The sequence below is a fragment of the Sagittula sp. NFXS13 genome (assembly GCF_040148795.1).
Lineage (GTDB): Bacteria > Pseudomonadota > Alphaproteobacteria > Rhodobacterales > Rhodobacteraceae > Sagittula > Sagittula marina.
The window spans coordinates 142,125-164,833 of record NZ_JAGEMH010000007.1; the positions used below are offsets into that span (position 1 = coordinate 142,125).

Genomic DNA, 22,709 nt, shown 5'->3' on the forward strand with positions numbered 1-22,709 from the left:
GGTGTCTCAACGATCTGTCGACGAAAAAATTGTCAGCTGACAATTCCGACCACGAGAGAGGCGTCGTAGAACTCCCGTTGATCGACAATGGCAGCGTAGGCCCCCGGTCCGGCGCGCTCTGCGATGCTGTCGTTCCCATTCATCGTGTCCCGTGTCGCGCCACGGCTGTTGTAAGGGGGGACATTGCGAAAGAGGTATTCCGAGGTCGCGTCAGGGAAGAACAGCTGACTGGTTACCACCGTACGATCATTCAGGAAAATCTTGTAGTGAATGTGCGTGGTGCGTCCGCGATACCATCCGGGGTAAATCGTCTGAAACGTCACGATCCCGCGCGCATCGCTGATCTGGGTGCCGCGCAGAAACGTCTCGTCCCGCGTATCGACACCGCCAAAGTTCGACACGCCGGAGTAGGCCCCTTCGGCGTCGCAGTGCCAGACATCAACACGGGCGTCTTTGACGGGCGCGCAGTCTGCGGTGACCACCTGAAGCTGAAGGCGCATGGGGCGTCCCTGCCGATCCTCGGTGATGTCATTGCGGACAAGCTTTGGATCCAGATAAAACGGGCCTTCGGTCAGCTCGGGCATGACCATGCAGACATTGGGCGACACGAGCCCTGCAGAAGCAGCCTGAGCGCGCGAGCTGCCGGGAAACGTGCCAATGCCCGTAGCGACAACAGGCGACGCGGCGAAGGCAGCCATGAGCATACGGCGATCAATGACGTTGGCATTCATATGGGGTCCTTTCGCATCGGATATTCTAACAACGCTTTTGCGAAAGGATTCAGTCAATGGGTTCGCGCGCAGGTTCCGTGCACTGGCGCAGAGCAAAAGTTCAGAGTTATTTTACCACATTCTGGGCGCTGCATAGGCTGGATAATTCGAATCGTAGTCTGCTCCGCCATGCGCGCCATTGGTGACTTCGGCCAGCATGTCACCGGTGCGCGGGACGGTCGCGCTGTCGTCGCGGGTCCAAAGACCGGAGCGCAACATCGCCTTGGCGCATTGCGTGTAGACCTCGGCGATGTCCACCACGATCACCGTGGCGGGCTGGCGCGTGCCCTTGGCAAAGCCCGCCCGCAAGGTGGCATCGTCGGTCAGATACGCCCGCCCGTTCACCCGCAGTGTCGTGGTGCTGCCGGGCACCATGAACAACAGACCCACGCGCCCATCGGTGACAATGTCGCGCAGCGCTTCCAGTCGGTTGTTGCCCATCCAGTCCGGCATCAGCAGGGTCTGGGCATCCTGCACCCGCACAACCGGACCATCGTCGCCGCGCGGGGTGCCATGCACACCCTCGCCCACGGTCGACAGGATGCAAAAGCGCGAGCCTTCGACCCATTTGCGGTAAAGCGGGGTCAGCCCCGCCGTCTGTTTGGCAATGGACGCGGGAACCGGCGCCGGATAGAGCGCCTCAAGCGTCGCGATGTCCTTGATCCGGTTCATAGCCTGCCTCCTGCATCAACCGATCCGAGGCTGCTTCGACCTCGGTTTCGAGCCGGATCATAAAGGTCTCACGCGCCAGCCCCGGTTTAATCTGTGGGAGAAACTCCACCACCGCAAGACCGGGCTTGCGCCATATGCCCTTGCGCGGCCAGAACAGGCCGACGTTGGTGGCCGCTGGCACGCAGGACTGGCCGGTCTGCTCTGACAGCAGGGCCGCGCCGACCTTGTAGGGTTTCGTCACGCCGGGAGAGACACGCGTGCCCTGAGGGTAGATGATAAGTTGACCGGGTTCGACCAAACCGCTTTTGACGTCCTTCAACATGCGCGAAATGGCCTGCCCTCGCTTGCCCCGCTCCACCGGAACGCAACCGATGCGCAGGGCGTATTGACCCAGGATCGGGGTCCAGAGCAGTTCCCGTTTCATGATGAATTTGCCCGCCGGTACAACGGAAAAGATCATGATGATGTCGAGAAAGGACTGGTGTTTGGAGGCGATCAGCACTTCGCCTGTCGGCACCTTGCCGCGGATTTCGGTTTTCAGGCCGACCATCCAGGACGCTGTCCAGCGCACCCACAGGCAGTAGTGCCGGCAGGCCGCGCGCGCGCCGCGCCGCGACAGCATGGCCCACGGGAAATACAGCACGCCCATCACCGCCATGGCGAGGTACATCTGGAACACGAACAGCACGGAGCGCACCCATTGCACCGGCCCGATGCGGTCGGTCAGCTTTGCCGGAGCGGTCATGCCAGCCCCCCAAGGACGCGACGCGCCGCTGCGGATGTGGCGATATAGGCGACCAATGCGGCGAGCGGCGGCACCACAAGCGGCAAGAGCCATTGCCATCCCTCAAACCGAAGTCCGGTCAGCAGACCTTCGACATCCCCGGCCGAGGGCATCAGCAGCAGCGCGGCCATTCCGGCGAGCGTGCCCGCCAGCGCGCCTGACAGGGTCCGCAGGGTGAACCGACGCACGAAGGCCTGCGCGATATAGCCGTCTGTGGCGCCCACCAGCCGCAGCACGGCGATGACTTGCGCGTTGGCCGCCAGCGCCGCGTGAGCGGCCAGCGTGACCATTGCCCCCGTGGCCGCGCCGATCAGCAGGATCGATACCCAGCCCAGCAGCCGCAACCGCGAGGCCGCCGCCACCAGCGGTCTGCGCCACCGGGTGTGTTCATCCAGCACGGCGCCCGGTGCCTCTGCTTGCAGGCGCAGGCGCAGGCTGTCGGCGTCGTAGCCATCGGAGGTCTCGGACACGTCGATCAGTTGCGGCACGGGAAGCTGTTCCACCGGCAATGCGGGGCCGAACCACGGCTCCAGCAGCTCTCGCTGTTCATCGGCGCTGAGCGCGCGGGCGTTTTCCACGCCGGGTGTTTGTTCCAGCAGGCGCAGCACGCTGGCCACCTGTTCCTGCATCTGCTCCGGCGGGGCGGAGATGCGGATGGTGGAGGCCCGCGCCAGTTCATCCCCCCAGCTTGTGCCAAGACGCCCCGCGGCCAGCGACAAAGCCAGCGCAAAGATCGTCAGAAAGGCCATGGCCGCCGAGGTGAACAGCGTCAGGCGCACGGTAAAGCCCGAGGGCGGTACGATGCGGTCCGCGCCCTGGTCGCCTTTCAGCAGCGCGATCACCTGATCCAGACGCGCCCTCACAGGTCTGCCCCTGCCGTTTGCAGTGTGCGATTGGTGATCCGAAGGACGCGCGCCTGGACATGCGCCTTGGCCGCGCGGATCAGCCCGAGGTCGTGGGTCGCGATCATCACAGTCTTGCCCATGCGGTTGAGTTCAATCAGCAGGCGCAACAGCCGCTGCGACATTTCCCAGTCGACGTTGCCGGTGGGTTCATCGGCGAGAATCACGTCCGGCGACAGGATCAGCGCCCGCGCCAGCGCCGCGCGCTGACGTTCGCCGCCTGACAGCTCTGGGGGAAGACTGTCGAACTTGCCTTGCAATCCGACCCAGCCCATCAGCTCGTTGAGGTTCTCGGCCTGATCCGGCGTCGCCTGTCCGGAGACGGACAACGGCAGCGCCACGTTTTCGGCCACGGACAAATGGTCGAGGAACTGGCAGTCCTGATGCACGACACCGACGCGCCGCCGCATGTAAGCCACTGCGTCGCGGTCCATTTCTGTCACATCGTCGCCAAAGATATGCACGCTGCCGCCCGTCGGTTTCAGCGCGCCGTAACACAGCTTGAGAAAGGTCGTTTTGCCTGCACCGGACGGGCCGGTCAGGAAGTGAAACGTCCCCGGCGCAAGCTGCAACGATATATCGGTCAGCAGCGCATCCCCGCTGTAGGAATAGGCCACATTGTCCAGCTCGATCACGGGATGTTTGTCCTCACCCTTTGGTGGCCCTGTTGTGCCAGTGCACGCCCCATAGCGCAACGCACCGCAAGTGTGAACATTGGACTTTTCCCTATGCGATAAGGCACCTATTGTGGCGTTAACGTTCCAGAGGGGACGAACCAGAGACAGGACAAGAGCAGTATGCGGCTGATTTGCCCGAATTGCGGAGCGCAATACGACGTCCCGACCGAGGTCATCCCAGAGGCTGGACGCGACGTCCAGTGTTCCAACTGTGGCCATACCTGGTATCAGACCCACCCGGATCAGGATGAGGCGCTGGCCGACGAGCTTGATCAGCCCCTGCCCGACGCGGAATGGTCCCCCGAGGACGACGACGACGCGCCGACCATTTTCGACTCCGAACCCGCGGACGAGACGCCCGGCCCTGTCACGGCCACCGAGGATGACGTCGAGGATGACACCCACCTGCCGGAAACCTACCTGCCGGACGACACGATCCCGGACGAAGTCGCCCATGCGTCAGAGCAGGACCCGTCCGTCGCGCCTGTGAAACCGCGCGGATTGGATCCCGAAGTTGCCGATATTTTCCGGGAAGAGCGCGAATACGAGGCACGGCTGCGTCAAACCGCGCCGCTTGAAAGCCAGCCGGATCTTGGGCTGACCGACCCGGATGACGACGAACTTGAGCGGCGTTCCCAACATTCGCGTGAGCGCATATCCCGCCTGCGGGGGGATGCGGTTGACGGTCCGGGACGTGCCGCTCCGAAACGCCCCGCGCGCCCGGCCATCCCGACCGAAGCCCATCCGCCGGCAGACCCTTATGCGGATGAGGATACAGAGCGCCACACCATGTCCGAAAACGCGGCAGCAGCGGCGGCGGCGGCCGGCTCTCGTCGTGATCTGTTGCCGGATGTGGATGAAATCAACCAAACCCTGCGCGCCAACCCAGAGCCGCGCGTCATCGACACCGCAGACCGCCCCAGCGTGAAGTCCGAGGACAGACCGCAGGGCGGATTTGGCAAAGGCTTTGCCCTGATCATCGTGCTCGGTCTGATCGCGCTCAGCACCTACGCCATGGCGCCAAAACTGTCCGAGGCCCTGCCGCAAGCCGCGCCGGCGCTGAACGCCTACACCGCCAAGATCGACGAGGGCCGCGACTGGCTGGACGATCAGGTCAAGGCTTTGATGCAGATGCTGGATGGCATGAGCTCCGAGGCAACTGATCCGAATGAAGCCGCGCCCGAGACGCCGGTCACCCTGGACAAGGCGCAGGACGACTAAAGGACGCGGGCCGCAAGCGGCCCGCGCCGTTGCCGCGATGGGTCAGCCCTTGACCGGGTCCAGCGTCACGGACCAAAGCTCGCTGTCGGCACGGTCCATCAGGCGCACGGTCATCTGTTCGGTGTCGCCGTCGATCTCCACCAGTCCGAAGAACTGCAAACCTTCGGCGGGCGAGAGGTTGGCCCCCTGTGCTTCGGTCGGCGCCTTGACGAACTTCACTTCGGGACCGAAGGTCATGTCGAGGGCATTCGGGCCGAAGGTTCCGGCGTGCAGCGGCCCGGAGACGAACTCCCAGAACGGCGCGAACTCCTGGAACGCGGCGCGGTCCGGCGAGTAGTGATGCGCGGCGGTGTAGTGAACATCGGCGGTGAACCAGACCGTGTTGCGAATGTCCTCGTCGCGGATAAAGCGCAACAGCTGGGCGATCTCCAGCTCGCGGCCCTTGGCGTCGCCATCGTCGGCATTGGCCACGGCCTCGAATGTGTCGCCGTCGCGAACCACAAGACCGATCGGCATATCGCAGGCAATGACCTTCCACGTCGCTTTGGAGGCCTTCAGCTCCCGCCGAATCCAATCAAGCTGCGTTTGGCCAAGGATGCGCGTGGCCTCCGATCTTTCGGTTTGCAGATTGTCGGAGTTCGCGCCGCGATAGCTGCGCAGGTCGAGGAAAAACAGATCCACCATCGGACCATAGGACATGCGGCGATAGACGCGGCCGGGCTCCGTCGGTGCGTAGGAAATCGGCGTCATCTCGTGGAATGCCTTGGAGGCGCGCGCCGCCAGAACATGCACGGATTTTTCGGTGTAGCGATCGTCGGCGGTCAGATCCTTGCTGTCGGACCAGTTGTTCACCACTTCATGGTCGTCCCACTGGTAGAAGGTCGGCACGGAGGCATTCATTTCCAGAACGTGACGGTCCATCAAGTTGTATTTCCACTGCCCGCGGAATTCATCGAGCGTTTCTGCCACCTTGCGCTTTTCGTCGATCAGGGTGGTGTTCTTCCAGATGACCTCCCCGGCGTCGTTGGTGACCTCGTCCTGCATCGCACCGTCGGCATAGATCGTGTCGCCGGAATGGATGAAGAAATCCGGGTTGTGACGCGCCATCACGGCGTAGGTCAGCATCCCGTCGTCGTCGATGCCCCACCCCTGCCCGGCGGTGTCACCGGACCATGCGAACTTGACCGATTGCCCGGCGGCAGGCGCGGTGCGGAAGGTGCCTGTCACCGGTTCGGACACCGCGTTCACATCCGTCAGGTCCTGCGCGGTGAAGCGGTAGAACACCTGCTGTCCGGGGGCGAGCCCGTCCACCAGACGCTTCACGGCGAAGTCATTTGAAGGATGGGCATGCAGAGGGGCAAGCGCCCGTGCATCCGCAAAGCTCTCTGTCGTTGCGACCTCCATCATGACCTTGGCGGGACGATCCGTACGCGTCCAGATCATGCCGCCTTGCGCAGAGACATCCCCCGACTGCACGCCGTGGGTGAATTGCGGGGCTTGGCCCGCGCGCAGGATACCCGGCATGGCGAGAGTGGTCAGGGCGGTTGTACCTGCGGCCAGAAAGCGGCGGCGGCTTAATGTCAGGCGAGACATATGGCGAACTCCGTCAGTGTTGCTCATGAGAATGAACAGACGGTGCATCGCGTATGTAACAGTGGCTTACGAAATAGTTAACGACCGTATGAAGCTCTCGTGACGCGGCGGTCTTCTGTCCCGTTATGTTGACGCGATCCGTGGTACGTCCCCGTGCTGCAAAGCGTGAGGCGTCGCCTATGGCGTTTCGACGGCTTGCGCGGCCCAGGATTTCCTCTTCCATGTCCCAGATCATGCTGACAATCTCCTCCCGCTTTACGCCAAAGTCTGCGTGCTTCTTGACCTCGCGCAGGTCGGCGTTGACGCCCCTATCGGCAAAGGGCAGACGGTATTCCTGGTGAATGCGGCCCGGTGTTCACGGTGTCGGCGTAGCTTTCTTGCGCCGCGTCGATGGAGCCTGCATCGACAAAGACATCTGCCACGCCCAGCATGACGTCCTGCGCGCCGCCGCCCAGCCACTTGTCTGAGGGTTGCTTTTCGACCGTGGGGAAGACGAAGGTGGAGAGCGGTTCCGTCGTGGCGTCCTCGTCCATGCCTGAGTCTGTGGCGATCACCGGCAGCATCCTGGCGTGGTTACCCTCATCCGCCCACATGGCGTTGGCCTCGGCTGACACCTTGAGGCAGCGCGCAACGATGTCGGAGTTCTCGACCACCCAGGGCGCCGGGCCGGAGGTTATGTCGAAGACCAGGATGCCCAGCTTTTCTTTTTCGGCGCCGGTCAGCAGCACATTGCCGTGTTCCTTCTTGCGACGCAGTGAGCCGCCCTATCCGCAGGCCATGTCGATGGAGCCCTGGGCCAGTGCCGCCGCACCATCCGGCGGGGCCATGCCGACAAGATCAAGCGAGGCGAGGTCGACGCCAAAGTGGCGCATTTGCTTGAAGCCATAATGCGCGGCGGTGCCCAACGGCACAGCGACCTTCTTGCCCGCCAGTTCGTCAGCGGAGGCCTTGTCGATTTCCAGTGCCTCGGCCACAACACAGTTGTGGTTGTCCGAATAGCTGACGGCGACATCCAAGGCTTGCAGGTCCTGCCCGGCAAAGGCACCGATCACAAACGACGGCACGCCCTGCGACACAGGCAGATGCACATCGCCAGAGGCCACCGCCGCGCTCATGCGGGGCCGGTGTCGAAGCTGACCCAGTTGATGCCGACGCCCATGGCGTCCTCGTACAGGCCTTTGACCTTGGCGTATTCAAACGGCATCGGCCATTCGAGGAAATACCCGGCGGTGATGGTCTCTGCCCGGGTCATACCAACCATAACATCCGTCCCGGCCACGGCGCTGAGACGCGTTTCCTTCATCCCGAGTCTCCCTTGTTGCCTGCGCCTCGTGCCGGGCGCTGAGAGTGATCCGACCAGCAAACAGGCAGTGGATCACTGTTTTTTTAGGACGCCACGTCCACAAGGCGCCTTGGGCGACACGGGTGAAATCACGCCGAATCCGCTTAAATTCATGCATTTTGTCGCAAAGCCTATCGACAACTGCCCGGCCTGTGGAAATCTGGACTTACAGCCTCATTCCATTTGGCCCTATAAGTCGCTCGAAAATCCGGCCAAGTGGTGGAAACATCGCCTCTAATGGAGTCATTCAAGATGGACGGCACCTACACCCAGAACGATCTCACCCGCATCGTGGAGGCCGACAAGGCCCACGTCTGGCATCACCTGGTTCAGCATAAACCCTTCGAGTCCAAAGACCCGAACATCATCATCGAGGGCAAAGGCATGCGCGTCTGGAACCAAGCGGGCAAGGAGCATCTCGATGCCGTGTCCGGCGGTGTCTGGACGGTCAACGTCGGCTACGGGCGCGAGCGGATCGCCAAGGCGGTCTATGACCAGTTGATGAAGTTGAACTATTTCGCGGGCTCCGCAGGATCCGTGCCCGGCGCGCTGTTTGCCGAAAAGCTGATCGAGAAGATGCCCGGCCTGACCCGTGTGTACTACACGAACTCCGGGTCCGAGGCGAACGAGAAAGCCTTCAAGATGATCCGTCAGATCGCGCACAAGCGATATGGCGGCAAGAAGCACAAGATCCTGTTCCGCGACCGCGATTACCATGGCACCACCATCGGCTGCCTGTCCGCGGGTGGTCAGGACGAACGTAACGCGCAGTATGGCCCCTTTGCTCCCGGGTTCGTGCGGGTGCCGCATTGCCTTGAGTATCGCAAGCATGAGCAAGACGGCGCACCGGAGGAGAACTACGGCCTTTGGGCCGCCGAGCAGATCGAAGCGGTCATCCTGCGCGAAGGCCCGGACACCGTGGGCGGCCTGTGCCTTGAACCCGTGACCGCAGGTGGCGGCGTGATCGCCCCGCCTGAAGGCTACTGGCAGAAGGTGCAGGAAATCTGCGACAAATACGATATTCTGCTGCACATCGACGAAGTGGTCTGCGGCGTCGGGCGTACCGGCGAATGGTTCGGATACCAGCACTACGGCATCAAGCCGGATTTCGTGACCATGGCGAAGGGTGTGGCGTCCGGCTACGCGGCCATCGCCTGCTGCGTCACCTCGGAGCGCGTCTTCGAGATGTTCAAGGATGACGCAACGGACCCGCTGAACTACTTCCGCGATATCTCGACCTTCGGGGGCTGCACCGCCGGTCCGGCGGCGGCGATCGAAAACATGGCGATCATCGAGGACGAGGATCTGCTGGGCAATACCGTCGCCATGGGCGACTACATGCTCGACCAGCTCCGCGCCCTGTCGGACCGGCATAAGGTCATCGGTGACGTGCGTGGCAAGGGGCTGTTCCTTGGTGCGGAACTGGTCACCGATCGCCACACCAAAGAGGTCGTGCCAGAGGCGCAGGTGCAGGCGGTTGTCGCCGACTGCATGGCGCAAGGAGTGATCATCGGCGCGACCAACCGCTCCGTCCCCGGTCGGAACAACACGTTGTGTTTCTCGCCTGCGCTGATTGCCGCGAAGGATGACATCGACCATATCATCTCTTCGGTTGATGGCGCTCTGACGCGGGTCTTTGGCTGACACGATCCAATGACAAGCGATCCATGACCGTCTCCACAAACGACCACGGCCAGCCTGTCGGGCTGCCCGTGGCGACACCCCTGCCCCGCCCGTTCCCGCCACATACGGATCTGGTGGGGCAGTATTGCTCTTTGCGTGCGATGCGCGAAGAGGATGCTCCCGGCCTGTTTGACGCCTATGCCGAGGGGGACGGCAGCGACTGGACCTACCTGCCCGATGCGCCCTGGACGAGTTTGAAACAGGCCGCGGACAGGTGCCGCGCGGCTCAAGGCACGGTTGATCCACAACACTACACGATCCTCGACGCGCAGAATATCGTCTCCGGCAGGTGTGCGCTGCTGCGGATTGCGCCCGATGTCGGGAGCATGGAGGTTGGCTGGATTCACTTCGCGCCCCGGCTGCAAGGCACCACCGCGGCGACAGAGGCGCTGGTTCTGCTGATGCGTTACGCGTTCGAGACGCTGGGCTATCGTCGATTTGAATGGAAATGCGATGCTCTGAACGCGCCGTCACGGCGCGCGGCGGAGCGGCTGGGGTTTACCTACGAGGGCACCTTTCGGCAGGCGACCGTCTACAAGGGACGCAATCGCGATACGGCATGGTTTTCGATCGTCGACAGCGAATGGCCTGCACTCGCCGCGCGATTCGATCGCTGGCTGGATCCGGCGAACTTTGACGATCAAGGCAAACAATTGTGCGCCTTGAACGCAATCTGAGCCAACTGCGCGACAGTCCCGGACGGTTTGAAGGGAACTTTAACGGTTTAGGACAGCGGCATTCAGGAACGGTCAACCTGTTGCATGGCATGACTTTGGGCACCCACCTGTTTTGATGCAACCTGTCCGGAGGTCCTCGTATGCCCGCGCCATACCCAAGTTACCCTTACGTGGAGCCAACCGCTGTCAATGCGACGCAAGATGAGATAGATGCCGTCGTTGCGGACCTGTTGGAGAACAATCCTAACGCCTGTTTGCGGGAAGGGCCCCTGGATGCTCTGTGCCGCGCCCTGAATGTTGACATCGAATATTCGATCCCTCCGCATGACCTTATTCTGGATGTTCCGCTGAACAGTCGCGCCGTGATCTGGCTGCCGAAAAACGGTCGCCCGCGACACGACCGCATCGCTGCCGCCATCGGTGTTGGTCATTGGATCATGCATGTGCCGACCACGCGCGAAAAACACGCTGGCTGCGGCATCCAGGCACTCTACAGTCCCACCGACCCAGCCGCACGGAAAGAAGCGCGCCTTTTTGCATACGCGCTTTTGATGCCGGAAGAGGATTTCAAAAACCTCTGGTACGAAGGACGCTCGGCTGTCGTGGCGGATGTGCTGAACGTGCCCACACAGATTGTTTACGAACGTGCCTCCATGCTCGACCTGACGCAGCCCGACAGCGAAGGCGACAAATACGAATGGAAAGAACGCCCCTCCGTCGCTGGCCTGTAAGACAAAAGGGCCGCCCGAGGACGACCCTTTCAAAATGATTGGATGTCATTGGAACACCGGCGCCGCATGCCGCATGCCCCAATGCGAACAGATTACGCGTTAACGCTGTCTTTCAAAGCCTTCGCAATGGTCACCTTGACCTGCTTGTCGGCTTCTTTCTTGAACTGCTCGCCCGTGGCGGGGTTGCGCACCATGCGCTCGGGGCGCTCGCGGCAGTAAATCTTGCCCACACCGGGAAGCGTCACGGCACCGCCGTCGGCCACTTCAGATGTGATGATGTCCACCAGCGAGTCCAGGGCTGCGCCCGCGGTCTTCTTGTCGGCTTCCATTTTCTCAGCCAGTGCTGCAACCAGCTGAGTTTTTGTCATCGGTTTCGCCATTTCATGGTCTCCTTTGCGTGCGCCGGTCGTTGGCCAGACGCGCCTTCACTGCCCTTGTTTCCTTGGGCCTCCGGCGCGCATTAAAACCGGATATGGTTGGGAAACACAATAATTCGTGGCCATACTTCCTGAGATATTGTGCATTTTGTAGTACCTTCCCCAGCGTCAAAGGAACGCAGTTTCCTCAAAGGAACGCAATTTGCGCGAATGTATACGCTCCAACGGCATGTCTCGCAGCGTTTCCATCGCCCTGATCCCGATTCTGAGATGCCGCGCCACCTGCGTCTTGTAGAAGTCGGAGGCCATGCCCGGCAGCTTCAACTCACCATGCAGCGGCTTGTCCGACACACAAAGCAATGTCCCGTAGGGCACCCTGAACCGAAAGCCATTGGCCGCGATGGTCGCCGATTCCATATCCAAGGCAATGGCCCGCGATTGCGACAGGCGCTGAACCGGGCCGGACGTGTCACGCAATTCCCAATTGCGGTTGTCCACTGTCGCCACGGTTCCTGTCCGCATGATCCGTTTGAGATCGTAGCCGTCCAGCGCAGTTTCCTCGGCCACGGCTTTTTCCAAAGCAACCTGAATTTCAGCCAAGGCCGGGATCGGCACCCAGACGGGCAAATCATCGTCGAGCACCTTGTCTTCGCGCAAGTAGGCATGGGCCAGCACAAAATCCCCAAGGCTTTGCGAATTGCGCAGGCCCGCGCAATGTCCGACCATCAGCCAGGCGTGGGGGCGCAGTACGGCGATATGGTCCGTCGCCGTCTTGGCGTTGGACGGCCCGACACCGATGTTCACCAGCGTGATGCCCGACCCATCCGCACGTTTCAGGTGATAGGTCGGCATCTGCGGCAGACGCGCGGGGACGTCCAGCGGCGCATCAGGCGTCGTGATCTCTACATTCCCGGTGGAAACAAACCCGGTGTAGCCGCTTGCTTCATCCGCCAGCGCCGCGCGAGCGTACGCTTCGAACTCCGATACGTAAAACTGATAGTTGGTAAAAAGAACGTGGTTCTGAAAATGCGCCGGGTCTGTCGCAGTGTAATGCGCCAGACGCGCCAGCGAATAATCCACGCGCTGCGCCGTGAAGGGCGCCAGCGGCATGGCATCCCCAGGCGCGGTCATCACCACACCGTTCACGATGTCATCGTTGGTGGTGCTGAGGTCCGGAACATCGAACACGTCGCGCAGCACGAAATCCGCAGCCCCCTCCTGCGGGACGGTGACCTCTGGGAAGTTCGCCACCGCGAAATGCACCGGCATGGGCGTGTCGGACAAACCAATCTGGATCTTCACTCCATGGTTCGCCAGCAGCAGGCTTATTTGCTGGCGCAGGTAATGACGAAACATCCCCGGTCGCGTCACGGTGGTGGCGTACGTGCCGGGCGAGGTCACATGTCCAAAGGACAGGCGGCTGTCCACTTTGCCGAAACTGGAGGTGGTGAACCTGACCTCCGGGTAGAAGGCGCGCACGCGCTTGCCGGGATGCCCCTCGGTCATCGCGGTCATGAACCGGTCGCGCAGGAACTCGGCCGACGTGTCGTAAAGTTCGCAGAGGCGATCCACAGCCGCGCGCGGATCGTCGAACAGCTCCGCCTCGGGCAGGTCAGGGATTTCGGTCAACATCGGGTCAGCTTGGTCCTGCATGGCGGTCTCATTCTCTTGTTTTGAATGACGTTGACAGCTTGTCGCGGGGGGCGCAACCGCAGGTGCAAATCACGTTGCGGCCTGCCAAGCGTTTTCCCACAAAGGACGGGAACCGCCTGACTGTGTCGCGGGTTTGCCCGGCATGAGCCATTCCCTGACCTACTACCCCGATTCGAAGCCCGGCATCCGCAGGCAACGGCGTGGGCGCGGATTTTCCTATCTCGCCCCGGACGGGACCCGCATCGAGGCCACGAAGGAACGCCGGCGCATCGAGGCGCTCGCCGTGCCGCCAGCCTACGAAGACGTCTGGATCTGCCCCCTGCCCCAAGGCCATTTGCAAGCCACCGGCCGCGACTCGCGGGAGCGCAAGCAATACCGCTATCATCCTGACTGGCGGGTTTGGCGGGATGCTCAGAAATACGATCAACTGGCGGCTTTTGGCGAGGCGCTCCCCGCCTTGCGCCGCCGCATTCGCAATACCCTGCGAGAGAACGAAGCCGGCGACCACGCATTCGCCATTGCTGCCATCCTTGCCCTGCTTGACCGGGCCTCGCTGCGCGTTGGTCATACCGACTACGCGCGAGACAACAAAACCTACGGGGCCACGACGCTGCGCCAGAAGCACCTGAAACTCGACGGCAACAAGATCAGGCTCGCCTACACCGCGAAGGGCGGCAAGAAGGTGGACAAGACGCTGAACGACCACACGCTGAACCGGATCCTGACGCGCCTTGGCGACATACCGGGGCCGGAGCTGGTGACGTGGCTGGACGGCGACACGCCCCGCGCCGTGACGTCAGAGGAGGTGAACGCCTACCTCTGTGATGCGATGGGCGAAGACGTCACCGCCAAGACCTTTCGCACCTGGAACGGCAGCACTGCCGCGTTGGAAGCCGCCGAAGCCAGCGAAACGCCGACCATCAAGGCGATGACCGAAGCCGCCGCCGCGCGACTGCACAACACCCCGGCCATTGCCCGCAAAAGCTACATCCATCCTGATGTGATCGCCTTGAGCGACAGGCCTGTGGATTTGGCACAGGCGCCCGATATTCGCGGACTGCGCCGCAGCGAGGCCCGCCTGCTTTACCTCTTGCGTTGACATCCGCGGCCCGGACGCGTGCAATGTCCGCATCCAAAGGAGGCCCCGATGACCGCACCACAAAACCTCGCCAACCTCGATTTCTGGCAAGAACGCGTCGATCTCGCCGCCGCCTTTCGCTGGACCGCCCGGCTGAACATGCACGAAGCGGTCGCGAACCATTTTTCGCTGGCAATCAACGACGACGGCACGAAATTCCTGATGAATCCCAATCAGATGCATTTTCAACGCATCAAGGCGTCTGATCTGATCGTGGTCGATGCCAACGATCCCGACACGCTGAACCGACCGGGCGCGCCGGACCCGACCGCTTGGGGGCTGCACGGTGGCCTGCACCGCCACTGCCCCCACGCGCGCTGTGCCATCCACGTGCATTCCCCCTATGCAACCGTCCTCGCCAGCCTCAAGGACAAGCGCTTGCCGCCCATCGACCAGAACTGCGCCACCTTCTACAACCGCATTGCCATCGACGAAGAGTACGGCGGCTTGGCGTTCGAGGAAGAAGGGGCTCGCTGCGCCCAACTGCTGGTCGATCCGAAGGTGAAAACCCTTGTCATGGGCAATCACGGCGTCATGGTCATCGGTGACACCGTGGCCGAAACATTCAACCGGATGTTCTACTTTGAACGTGCCACGCAGACCTACATCATGGCGCTGCAAACCGGGCAGCCGCTGGATGTCTTGTCCGATGAGGTGGCCGAGAAAACCGCGCAGGAGCTGGAGGCTTACCCGGAACAGGATTTGCGCCACCTGGCCGAACTCAAAGCGATCCTGGACGAGGAAGGCGCCAATTACGCCAGCTAGGCAAGCAACAGAACCACGCGCCCGGCCTCTGTGCCTTTGAAATAGTCGGGGAGAGGCCACAGGCCGGGGGGCAGCGCCCCCGACACCGCAGCCAATCAGCGTTACCGCAGCCCGGTTTCGTGCAGCAGGCCCTTACGCTTGGCCTCGTAGTAATAGCCCCGGGCGTACCATTTGATCGAATCGTCCCAATCGCCGTCGGACACCAGATAGGCCCCTTTGAGGTACTTCAGCGCGTATCTCAGGTTCACGTCCGCATTCAGAAGGTCGGAGTTCGACCCTTGAAAGCCCATCCCACGGGCGGTCGCCGGGAGGATCTGGAACAGCCCCCAGTACGGGCCGTTGCGTGCTTTCGGATTATGCGTGCTTTCGCGTATCGCCAGACGATGCACCAGACCGCGCGGCAGCTCGTAGTGATCTGACCATTTGTTGATCTTGGCACGCAGTTCGGGCGTTTCATTCGGGAAAAGCGGCATGGCCTCGACTTGCGGCAGGGCCTGTTCCGGCTCAGGTGCACTGGCGCAGCCAGCGAGGCCCATCAGGGCGGTGACGATCAGGATACGCAGCATGGACATCCTCTAAAGGCGGTTGATCCTGATTGGCTCTTACGCCGGGATCGCGGTTCTGGGGAGTCTTTAGGCGCGGCATAGGCGAACCCTTGCCAGATCGAGGGTCATGCCCGGTGCGTGGCGTGGCCATCGTGCGGACCACAAACCCTTGCCAAACACGCCTCCGCGCGCCACCTATGCGCAATGACACAGACGCTTCTTTCCCTTGGCCATGGCTTCTCGGCCGGCTTTCTCGCTGATGACTTGCTGGCCGAAGGCGGCTGGCGGGTGCTTGGCACCACCCGTTCTCCTGACAAATTCGACAGGTTGCGCGCCAGCGGGGTCGAGCCTGTGCTCTGGACCCGCGACGCGGTGGCAGAGGCCTTGTCGCAGGCCTCTCATGTCCTCGTCAGCGCGGCGCCAGATGACGACGGCGACCCGTCACTTGCCCTGATCGGGGACGAGATCGCCCGTGCCGCAAACCGTCTGACATGGGTGGGCTACCTGTCCACCACCGGCGTCTATGGCGATGCGGACGGCGCATGGGTGGATGAGACTGCTCCGCTGAACGGCCAGTCCCGGCGCGCCCGCGCCCGGATCGACGCCGAAGCGCAGTGGGCCGCGATCCCGGATCTGCCGGTGCATATCTTTCGCCTCGCGGGGATTTACGGCCCCGGGCGTGGCCCGTTTGAGAAAGTGCGCAATGGCACCGCCCGGCGCATCATAAAACCGGGTCAGGTCTTTTCTCGAATCCATGGCGAGGACATTGCCCGCACGCTGCGCGCGTCGATGGCCCGCCCCAACCCCGGCGCGGCCTACAATGTTTGCGACAACGACCCTGCCCCGCCACAAGACGTGCTGGCCTATGCCGCGGAACTGCTTGGCCTGCCGCTGCCGCCCGAGGTCGATTTCGAGGATGCGGACATGTCGCCCATGGCGCGCAGCTTCTACGCCGACAACAAGCGCGTCGATAATACGCGCTTGCATGAGGATCTGGGCGTGACGCTGAAATACCCGGATTACAAGTTCGGCCTGCGCGCCCTGCTTGCAGCAGAGGGCTGAGCGATGCCCAAGCTTGACAGCCATCAGCCGGCGCCCCCCGAAAGCCTCGGCGATCTGCTTGACGCCATGTGCCCCGACGAAGGGCAGGAGCGTGTCTCCGTTGAAAATGTGCTGTCAAAGGTCGGCGCACGGTCGTTTCCGACTGTGATCCTGGTTCCCTGCGTGGTGCTGGTGTCGCCACTGTCTGGCATTCCGTTGATGCCGACGCTTGGCGGACTTATCGTTCTGCTTATCACGCTTCAGGCGCTGATCGGACGCAAACACTTGTGGCTGCCGGGGTTTCTCAGCCGTCGCTCGGTGCCCTCGTCACGCATGTCAAAGGCCGTGAGCTGGCTGCGCAAACCGGCAGCGTTTATGGACAAGCATAGCCACAACCGGTTGCGGTTTCTGACAAGTGGTCCGGCGCGGCTGTTGGCGTATCTGACCACGACGCTCATTGCCATTAGCTGGCCACCGCTGGAGCTGCTGCCCTTTGTCACCAGTTTCAGTGCCGGGGCTGTGGCGATGATCATGTACGGGCTGATGGTCCGCGACGGCATCTACATGGTGGCCGGCTATGTGCAGGCCACCGTGCTTTATCTGATCCTGCTGCTGCTCTGGATCGGCCTGGTGTGACGCGCGCGGGTCGGGGATATCCCCGACCCTTTCGGATCATCACGCACGCTTGTCCAACACATCGACGCCCAAGGTGCCCAGGACTTTCGCCTCGATATCCTCGGCGTTCAGTTTGGCGACGGCGTACATGTCCCGTGGGCTGGCCTGATCGACAAAGATATCGGGGAGCACCATGCTGCGGTACTTCAGTCCACGGTCAAACACAGCGTTTTCCGCCAAAAGCTGCGCCACATGAGAGCCGAACCCACCCACGGCACCCTCTTCGACCGTGACGAGCGCCTCATGTTCCCGAGCAAGACGCAAGATCAGCGCCTCGTCCAACGGCTTGGCAAAGCGGGCATCCACAACGGTGACAGAGACGCCGCGCGCCTCCAGCGCCTCGGACGCAGTCAGACATTCCGCAAGCCGCGTGCCAAAGGACAGAAGCGCCACGCGCGTGCCCTCCTTCATCACCCGGCCCTTGCCGATCTCCAGGATCTGGCCGCGTTCCGGCATCTCGACGCCAACGCCTTCGCCACGGGGATAGCGGAAGGCAATCGGCCCGTCATCATGCGCGGCCGCGGTGCGCACCATATGTTTAAGCTCCGCCTCATCGGCAGCGGCCATCACGACAAAGCCCGGCAGGTTCGTCAAAAACGCTGTGTCGTAAGATCCCGCATGGGTTGCCCCGTCGGCCCCGACCAGACCGGCACGGTCGATGGCAAAGCGCACGGGCAGTCGCTGGATCGCAACGTCATGCACCACCTGATCGTAGCCACGTTGCAGAAAGGTCGAATAGATTGCGCAGAACGGACGCATCCCGCCTGCGGCCAGACCGGCGCAGAAGGTCACGCCATGTTGCTCGGCAATGCCCACGTCGAAGGTGCGCGAGGGGTACCGCTCCGCGAACAGATCAAGCCCCGTCCCATCGGGCATCGCTGCGGTGATGGCGCAGATGCGGCTGTCCTCGGCGGCCTCTTGCATCAGGGCCTCGGCAAAGACCTTGGTGTAACCCGGCGCGTTGGACGGGGCCTTTTTCTGCTCACCCGTCACGACATCGAACTTTGCGCGGGCATGGCCCTTGTCCGGGGCGTGCTCCGCGTGGCTGTAGCCCTTGCCCTTCTTGGTCAGCGCGTGGATCAGGATAGGCCCGGTCGCGCGCGACTTGACGGCGCGCAGGATCGGCAAAAGCTGGTCCAGATCATGACCGTCAACCGGCCCGAGATAGCTGAAGCCCAGTTCCTCGAACAACGTGCCCCCCATGGCCATGCCCTTGAGCATTTCCTTGGCGCGCTTGGCCCCCTCTTGAAACGGTGGTGGCAGGAACCCCATGGCCCCTTTGGCCACGGCCTTGAGGTCCTGGAACGGGGCCTCGGCATACAGCCGCGTCAGGTAAGACGACAGGGCGCCGGTCGGGGGCGCGATGCTCATCTCGTTGTCATTGAGGATCACGATCAGGCGTTTGCCAAGGTGGCCCGCGTTGTTCATCGCCTCGAAGGCCATGCCCGCGCTCATCGCGCCGTCGCCGATCACCGCGATGGCGTCGCCATGCCCGGTCTCGGATGCGCCGCCCAGATCACGGGCAACGGCAAAGCCCAATGCCGCGGAAATCGAGGTCGACGAATGCGCCGCGCCGAAGGGATCGTACGGCGACTCGGATCGCTTGGTGAACCCGGAGAGACCGTCCTTCTGTCGAATGGTCCGAATGCGTTCGCGTCGCCCGGTCAGGATCTTGTGCGGGTAACACTGGTGCGACACGTCCCAGATGATCTTGTCCCGTGGCGCGTCGAACACGCTGTGCAGCGCCACGGTCAGCTCGATCACACCCAGACCCGCGCCAAGGTGTCCGCCGGTTTCGGAGACGGCGGAGATCGTCTCGGCCCGCAATTCGCGCGCTACCTCGTGCAACTCGGCATCGGAAAACTGCTTTAGATCCGAAGGCAGGTGCACTCGGTCGAGGTGGGGCGTGTCGGGTCGCTGGGACATGTGTCCTCCGGCTGATAAATATCCGTGCAATGGTAATGCGGCGGCGCGCGAAAACCACGGAGAGCGGCGTAAAACAGGGCGTCAATTCCGGCGTGAAATAACGAAGCGGGCGGCTTCGCGCAAGCAGTCGGCCTGTGCTCCATAAGTGTCCAGGGATGTGCAGGCCTCGTGCACAAGCTCTGCAGCGCGCTGCTTTGCGCCGTCCAGACCCATGAGGCTGACAAAGGTCGCCTTGCCGCGGCCCTCGTCCTTGCCCACGGCCTTGCCCACCGTATCGGCGTCGCCCTCGACGTCGAGCACATCGTCCCAGATCTGAAAGGCAAGCCCGAGGCAATCGCCATAGCGGCGCAACGGCTCAGTCGGCTGGCCGGCCATGATCGCACCGGCGGTACAGGACCAGCGAATCAGCGCGCCGGTCTTGCCCGATTGCAAAGCAGTGATTTCATCCAGATCCAAAGGCGTTTCGGTGCTTTCGGCGGCGATGTCCATCGCCTGCCCGCCGACCATGCCGCGCATGCCGGAGGCCGTGCTGAGGCTCAGAACCAGCTCCAGGCGCCGGTCAGGGGGGCACCCAGCCTGCGCGCATAATTCAAATGCCAACGCTTGCAGCGCGTCACCCGCCAGAACGGCCGTGGTTTCATCCCACGCGCGGTGCACCGTAGGTTTGCCACGGCGCATGTCGTCATCATCCATGCAAGGAAGATCGTCATGTACCAGGCTGTAGGCATGCAGCGCCTCAATGGCCCCTGCCGCCGGCGCGGACAGCGATCGGTCGATGCCAAACAGACGTGCGCTTTCGATCACAAGGAATCCGCGCAGCGCCTTGCCGCCGTCGATGGCATAGCGCATCGCCTCCGGCACGGGACCGGGCAAGCCCTGAAGCGCGTAGATCACCTGCCCGATGGCCAGCTCTGCCGCCCGGTTGCGCGCGGCCTCAAAGCTCAGGGGCTTTGTATCGGCTGCGCTGTCTGCCGTGTCCTGCTGCATGGGCGTCAGAGCCCTTCGACCGGCTTCGCCCCCACGGGATTGCCCTCGCCGTCCAGCGTGATGGCGGCGACCTTTTCCTCGGCGTCCTTCAGCTTGCGGTCGCAGTGCGCCTTCAGCTTGGCACCGCGTTCATAAAGCGTGATGGAGTCTTCGAGCGCAACGTCGCCGCGCTCCAACGCGCCAACGACGCGCTCCAACTCGGCCATGGCCTGCTCGAATGACATCTCTTCGACCGGTGTTTGCGCTTCGCTCATGCGCCCGCCTCCATCAACACTTCCACATGCGCCTTCGCCGACGCGCTCAGGCCCGCAAGATCATACCCGCCTTCCAAAGTCGAGACCACGCGCCCGCCAGCGGCGGAGGTCTGCGCGATCTCGCAAAGCTGTTCGGTGATCCAGCGGAAGTCTTCCACCGTCCAGTTGAGGTTGGCGAGCGGATCGTCCTGATGCGCGTCGAACCCGGCGGAAATGATCAGCAATTCGGGATCGAAAGCACGCAGCCGGGGAAAGGCCTCCGCCTCGTACCGCGTCTTCATCTCTGCCCCGCCGGTTTCCGGCGGCAAAGGCAAGTTCATCACGTTGTCATGCGCGCCGCGCTGCTCAGGCGCGCCACTGCCGGGCCAAAGCGGCATCTGCTGCGAGGTGATGAACAGCGCCCGCGCCTCATCCCAGAGCAGATCCTGCGTGCCGTTGCCGTGATGCACGTCGAAATCAACGACGGCCACCCGTGACAACCCGTGATGCTCCAAGGCGTGTTTGGCCGCGATGGCCGCCGTGCCGAACAGGCAAAAGCCCATGGGGGTCTCACGCTCCGCATGGTGACCCGGTGGCCGCGTGGCGCAAAAGACGTTGGCCACCTCGCCGCCCAGCACCATGTCCACCGCCTGGCAGGCACCGCCCGCCGCGCGCGATGCCGCCCGAAAGGACCCCGGCGACAGCCATGTGTCCGAATCGAGCTGGTGCTGCCCACGTTCCGGCACGGCGTTGCGCACCCGGTCAATGTAGCTCTGCGGATGGCAGCGCAGCAGCTCTTCTTCGCTGGCCTCCCGCGCCGTCACACGCTGCAATTCCAGCGGCTGCAACGCATGCAGCACATGTTCCAACCGCGCCACCCGTTCCGGGTGGCCGCTCGGCGTGACGTGGTCCAAACCGTCCGCGTGGGTGATCAATGCCGTCGCCATATGCGCGCCTCCCCTTCATTTTTCGTTCTTGGCAAAACGTTAACTCCTGACACGTCAGTCAGGTGCCAGCATGTAGCCCGATCCGCGTACCGTTTGCAGGTAGCGCGGCTGTTTCGGGTCGGTCTCCAACTTGCGCCGAAGGCGGGTGATCTGCACATCGACCGCGCGCTCCTGCGCCTGGCCTTTGTCACGCCCCAGCTCTTCGACGAGGGTCGAGCGACTCAGCGCCTCTCCCGGCTTGGCCGAGAAAATCCGCATCAACTGCGCCTCTGTCGCGGTGAGGCGCACCAGCTCCTCCCCCTGCCACATCTCGCTGCGTTCAATGTCGTACCGGATATCGCCGAGCGTCAACAGCTTGGGTGCGGTTTCTTGCGGGTTGACGTCGGGCATCCGCCGCAAAATGGCGTTGATCCGCAACAGCAATTCCTTTGGCTCAAAGGGCTTGGCGAGGTAGTCGTCCGCCCCGGCCTCCAGCCCCTTGATGCGGTCCTCCGTTTCAGACCGGGCGGTCAGCAACAGAATCGGCACCGTAGAGGTTTCCCGGACCCCGCGCGTCAGGCTGACGCCATCCTCGCCCGGCATCATCACATCCAGAACCAGCATATCGAAATCCAGACCGGTCAGAAGCCGCCGCGCATGGGCTGCGTCGCGCGCCGCGCTGACCAGAAACCCATTTCGCATCAGGAATTTCTGCAAAAGCCCTCGAATGCGCTCATCGTCATCGACGATCAACAGATGTGCATCACCGTCACTCATCCCCGGCCCTCCCTGAGCCTTTGATACTGATGACGCATCTCCGGGTCCATCATCGCTTCGAGAACGCGCCGGAACCCGGCCACGGCCTCTGGCCCGGCGTCGCGAAAGGCCGCCCGCATGCGCAGACGTTGCGCGTCTGTCAGCTCACGCTCAAGGTCTTCGCCCTCGGCTGTCAGGTACAAATGGCGTTCCCGTTTGTCCGTGCGCCCCACGCGGCTTTCCACCAGCCCATCCTCGATGAGGGACCGCAATACCCGGTTCAACGATTGCTTGGTCACGCCCAGAATGGCCAGCAGGTTGTTGACCGTCGTTCCCGGCGCGCCATGGATAAAGTGCAGGGCGCGGTGATGCGCGCGACCATAACTCAGCCCGGCGAGGATTCTGTCCGGGTCGGCGGTAAAGCCGCGGTAGGCGAAAAACATCGCCTCCGCACCCTGGCGCAATTGCTCGTCCGTCAGGTACAGAAGACTCTCGCCCTGCCCTGCTCGCCCTTCGGCCATAACTGCCTCCGTCTTTTCAGGCATTTTAAGTCAGCCTTGTTGACATTCCAAGCGCGAATTGGTAGCGATCGCCAGCTAAGGCGCAACTATGTGTCCATACACGACCCTTTTTGC

Annotated in this window: 23 protein-coding genes and 2 pseudogenes; 8 read left to right on the plus strand and 17 right to left on the minus strand. The window is 62.7% G+C overall.

Annotation, left to right across the window (positions count from 1 at the left end):
• Positions 1–32 precede the first annotated feature (32 nt).
• The 5 genes from J4E08_RS15150 to J4E08_RS15170 form a co-directional block, all read right to left on the minus strand.
• Positions 33–731, minus strand: coding sequence for an intradiol ring-cleavage dioxygenase (locus J4E08_RS15150; protein ID WP_349539212.1), 699 nt, complete (start codon positions 729–731; stop codon positions 33–35).
• Between the two features lie 111 nt (positions 732–842).
• Positions 843–1,442 carry an MSMEG_1061 family FMN-dependent PPOX-type flavoprotein gene (locus J4E08_RS15155; protein ID WP_349539213.1) on the minus strand — a complete coding sequence of 200 codons (600 nt, stop codon included), beginning with the start codon at positions 1,440–1,442 and terminating at the stop codon, positions 843–845.
• Complete coding sequence (locus J4E08_RS15160) at positions 1,411–2,187, minus strand: lysophospholipid acyltransferase family protein (RefSeq protein WP_349539214.1); 777 nt, start codon at positions 2,185–2,187, stop codon at positions 1,411–1,413. The genes J4E08_RS15155 and J4E08_RS15160 overlap by 32 nt, the downstream gene beginning before the upstream one ends.
• Positions 2,184–3,089 carry a cell division protein FtsX gene (locus J4E08_RS15165; protein WP_349539215.1) on the minus strand — a complete coding sequence of 302 codons (906 nt, stop codon included), beginning with the start codon at positions 3,087–3,089 and terminating at the stop codon, positions 2,184–2,186. The genes J4E08_RS15160 and J4E08_RS15165 overlap by 4 nt, the downstream gene beginning before the upstream one ends.
• A complete protein-coding gene (locus tag J4E08_RS15170; RefSeq protein WP_183965988.1) occupies positions 3,086–3,763 on the minus strand; it encodes an ATP-binding cassette domain-containing protein in 678 nt (225 codons plus the stop codon). The genes J4E08_RS15165 and J4E08_RS15170 overlap by 4 nt, the downstream gene beginning before the upstream one ends.
• Before the next feature lie 162 nt (positions 3,764–3,925).
• Here J4E08_RS15170 and J4E08_RS15175 point away from each other — a divergent pair, with 162 nt between their 5' ends.
• Positions 3,926–5,026: a zinc-ribbon domain-containing protein gene (locus tag J4E08_RS15175; protein WP_349539216.1), complete on the plus strand. Its 1,101-nt coding sequence runs from the start codon at positions 3,926–3,928 to the stop codon at positions 5,024–5,026.
• A gap of 42 nt (positions 5,027–5,068) precedes the next feature.
• Here J4E08_RS15175 and J4E08_RS15180 read toward each other — a convergent pair whose 3' ends face one another.
• The 3 genes and pseudogenes from J4E08_RS15180 to J4E08_RS15190 all read right to left on the minus strand — a co-directional run bounded on the left by J4E08_RS15180 (position 5,069) and on the right by J4E08_RS15190 (position 7,922).
• Positions 5,069–6,619, minus strand: a complete 1,551-nt coding sequence (locus J4E08_RS15180) for an alkaline phosphatase D family protein (protein ID WP_349539217.1) — start codon at positions 6,617–6,619, stop codon at positions 5,069–5,071.
• 202 nt (positions 6,620–6,821) lie between these two features.
• A pseudogene (locus tag J4E08_RS15185) lies at positions 6,822–6,971 on the minus strand (ABC transporter ATP-binding protein); the annotation flags it as partial.
• A pseudogene (locus J4E08_RS15190) lies at positions 6,928–7,922 on the minus strand (taurine ABC transporter substrate-binding protein). The pseudogenes J4E08_RS15190 and J4E08_RS15185, both read right to left, overlap by 44 nt.
• Before the next feature lie 291 nt (positions 7,923–8,213).
• On the opposite strand from J4E08_RS15190, the gene J4E08_RS15195 reads away from it, so the two are divergent.
• From J4E08_RS15195 to J4E08_RS15205, 3 genes are all read left to right on the plus strand, one after another.
• Positions 8,214–9,605 carry an aminotransferase family protein gene (locus J4E08_RS15195; protein WP_349539261.1) on the plus strand — a complete coding sequence of 464 codons (1,392 nt, stop codon included), beginning with the start codon at positions 8,214–8,216 and terminating at the stop codon, positions 9,603–9,605.
• Positions 9,606–9,628: 23 nt separating this feature from the next.
• On the plus strand, positions 9,629–10,321 hold the full coding sequence (locus J4E08_RS15200) for a GNAT family N-acetyltransferase (RefSeq protein WP_349539218.1): 693 nt from the start codon (positions 9,629–9,631) through the stop codon (positions 10,319–10,321).
• Positions 10,322–10,461: 140 nt separating this feature from the next.
• Entirely contained in the window at positions 10,462–11,052 is a 591-nt protein-coding gene (locus J4E08_RS15205) for an ImmA/IrrE family metallo-endopeptidase (RefSeq protein WP_183965978.1), read from the plus strand.
• A 92-nt stretch (positions 11,053–11,144) separates the two neighbouring features.
• Here J4E08_RS15205 and J4E08_RS15210 read toward each other — a convergent pair whose 3' ends face one another.
• Positions 11,145–11,432, minus strand: coding sequence for an HU family DNA-binding protein (locus J4E08_RS15210; RefSeq protein WP_183965976.1), 288 nt, complete (start codon positions 11,430–11,432; stop codon positions 11,145–11,147).
• A 165-nt stretch (positions 11,433–11,597) separates the two neighbouring features.
• Complete coding sequence (locus tag J4E08_RS15215) at positions 11,598–13,082, minus strand: AMP nucleosidase (protein WP_349539219.1); 1,485 nt, start codon at positions 13,080–13,082, stop codon at positions 11,598–11,600.
• 142 nt (positions 13,083–13,224) lie between these two features.
• Between J4E08_RS15215 and J4E08_RS15220 the strand changes: the two genes are divergently transcribed.
• Together J4E08_RS15220 and J4E08_RS15225 are read left to right on the plus strand one after the other, a co-directional pair.
• Positions 13,225–14,181, plus strand: coding sequence for a DNA topoisomerase IB (locus J4E08_RS15220; protein ID WP_349539220.1), 957 nt, complete (start codon positions 13,225–13,227; stop codon positions 14,179–14,181).
• Positions 14,182–14,229: 48 nt separating this feature from the next.
• The gene (locus J4E08_RS15225; RefSeq protein ID WP_349539221.1) at positions 14,230–14,985 is read left to right on the plus strand and encodes a class II aldolase and adducin N-terminal domain-containing protein; all 756 of its coding nucleotides are present in this window, start codon (positions 14,230–14,232) and stop codon (positions 14,983–14,985) included.
• Between the two features lie 101 nt (positions 14,986–15,086).
• On the opposite strand, the gene J4E08_RS15230 is transcribed toward J4E08_RS15225, so the two are convergent.
• Positions 15,087–15,551, minus strand: a complete 465-nt coding sequence (locus tag J4E08_RS15230; RefSeq protein WP_183965968.1) for a transglycosylase SLT domain-containing protein — start codon at positions 15,549–15,551, stop codon at positions 15,087–15,089.
• Between the two features lie 183 nt (positions 15,552–15,734).
• Between J4E08_RS15230 and J4E08_RS15235 the strand changes: the two genes are divergently transcribed.
• Positions 15,735–16,592 carry an SDR family oxidoreductase gene (locus J4E08_RS15235; RefSeq protein ID WP_349539222.1) on the plus strand — a complete coding sequence of 286 codons (858 nt, stop codon included), beginning with the start codon at positions 15,735–15,737 and terminating at the stop codon, positions 16,590–16,592.
• Between the two features lie 3 nt (positions 16,593–16,595).
• Positions 16,596–17,207: an exopolysaccharide biosynthesis protein gene (locus J4E08_RS15240; RefSeq protein WP_349539223.1), complete on the plus strand. Its 612-nt coding sequence runs from the start codon at positions 16,596–16,598 to the stop codon at positions 17,205–17,207.
• Between the two features lie 39 nt (positions 17,208–17,246).
• Here the strand turns inward: J4E08_RS15240 and dxs are convergent, their stop codons facing one another.
• The 6 genes from dxs to J4E08_RS15270 form a co-directional block, all read right to left on the minus strand.
• Positions 17,247–19,172 (minus strand): 1-deoxy-D-xylulose-5-phosphate synthase, encoded by a 1,926-nt coding sequence (gene dxs / locus J4E08_RS15245; protein WP_349539224.1) that lies wholly within the window; start codon positions 19,170–19,172, stop codon positions 17,247–17,249.
• Positions 19,173–19,253: 81 nt separating this feature from the next.
• Positions 19,254–20,159, minus strand: a complete 906-nt coding sequence (locus tag J4E08_RS15250) for a polyprenyl synthetase family protein (protein WP_349539225.1) — start codon at positions 20,157–20,159, stop codon at positions 19,254–19,256.
• Between the two features lie 5 nt (positions 20,160–20,164).
• The gene (locus J4E08_RS15255; RefSeq protein ID WP_183965958.1) at positions 20,165–20,413 is read right to left on the minus strand and encodes an exodeoxyribonuclease VII small subunit; all 249 of its coding nucleotides are present in this window, start codon (positions 20,411–20,413) and stop codon (positions 20,165–20,167) included.
• Positions 20,410–21,339 carry a histone deacetylase family protein gene (locus J4E08_RS15260; protein WP_349539226.1) on the minus strand — a complete coding sequence of 310 codons (930 nt, stop codon included), beginning with the start codon at positions 21,337–21,339 and terminating at the stop codon, positions 20,410–20,412. The genes J4E08_RS15255 and J4E08_RS15260 overlap by 4 nt, the downstream gene beginning before the upstream one ends.
• Positions 21,340–21,393: 54 nt before the next feature.
• Positions 21,394–22,095: a response regulator gene (locus J4E08_RS15265; RefSeq protein WP_349539227.1), complete on the minus strand. Its 702-nt coding sequence runs from the start codon at positions 22,093–22,095 to the stop codon at positions 21,394–21,396.
• A complete protein-coding gene (locus J4E08_RS15270) occupies positions 22,092–22,595 on the minus strand; it encodes a MarR family winged helix-turn-helix transcriptional regulator (RefSeq protein WP_183965952.1) in 504 nt (167 codons plus the stop codon). The genes J4E08_RS15265 and J4E08_RS15270 overlap by 4 nt, the downstream gene beginning before the upstream one ends.
• Positions 22,596–22,709 lie beyond the last annotated feature (114 nt).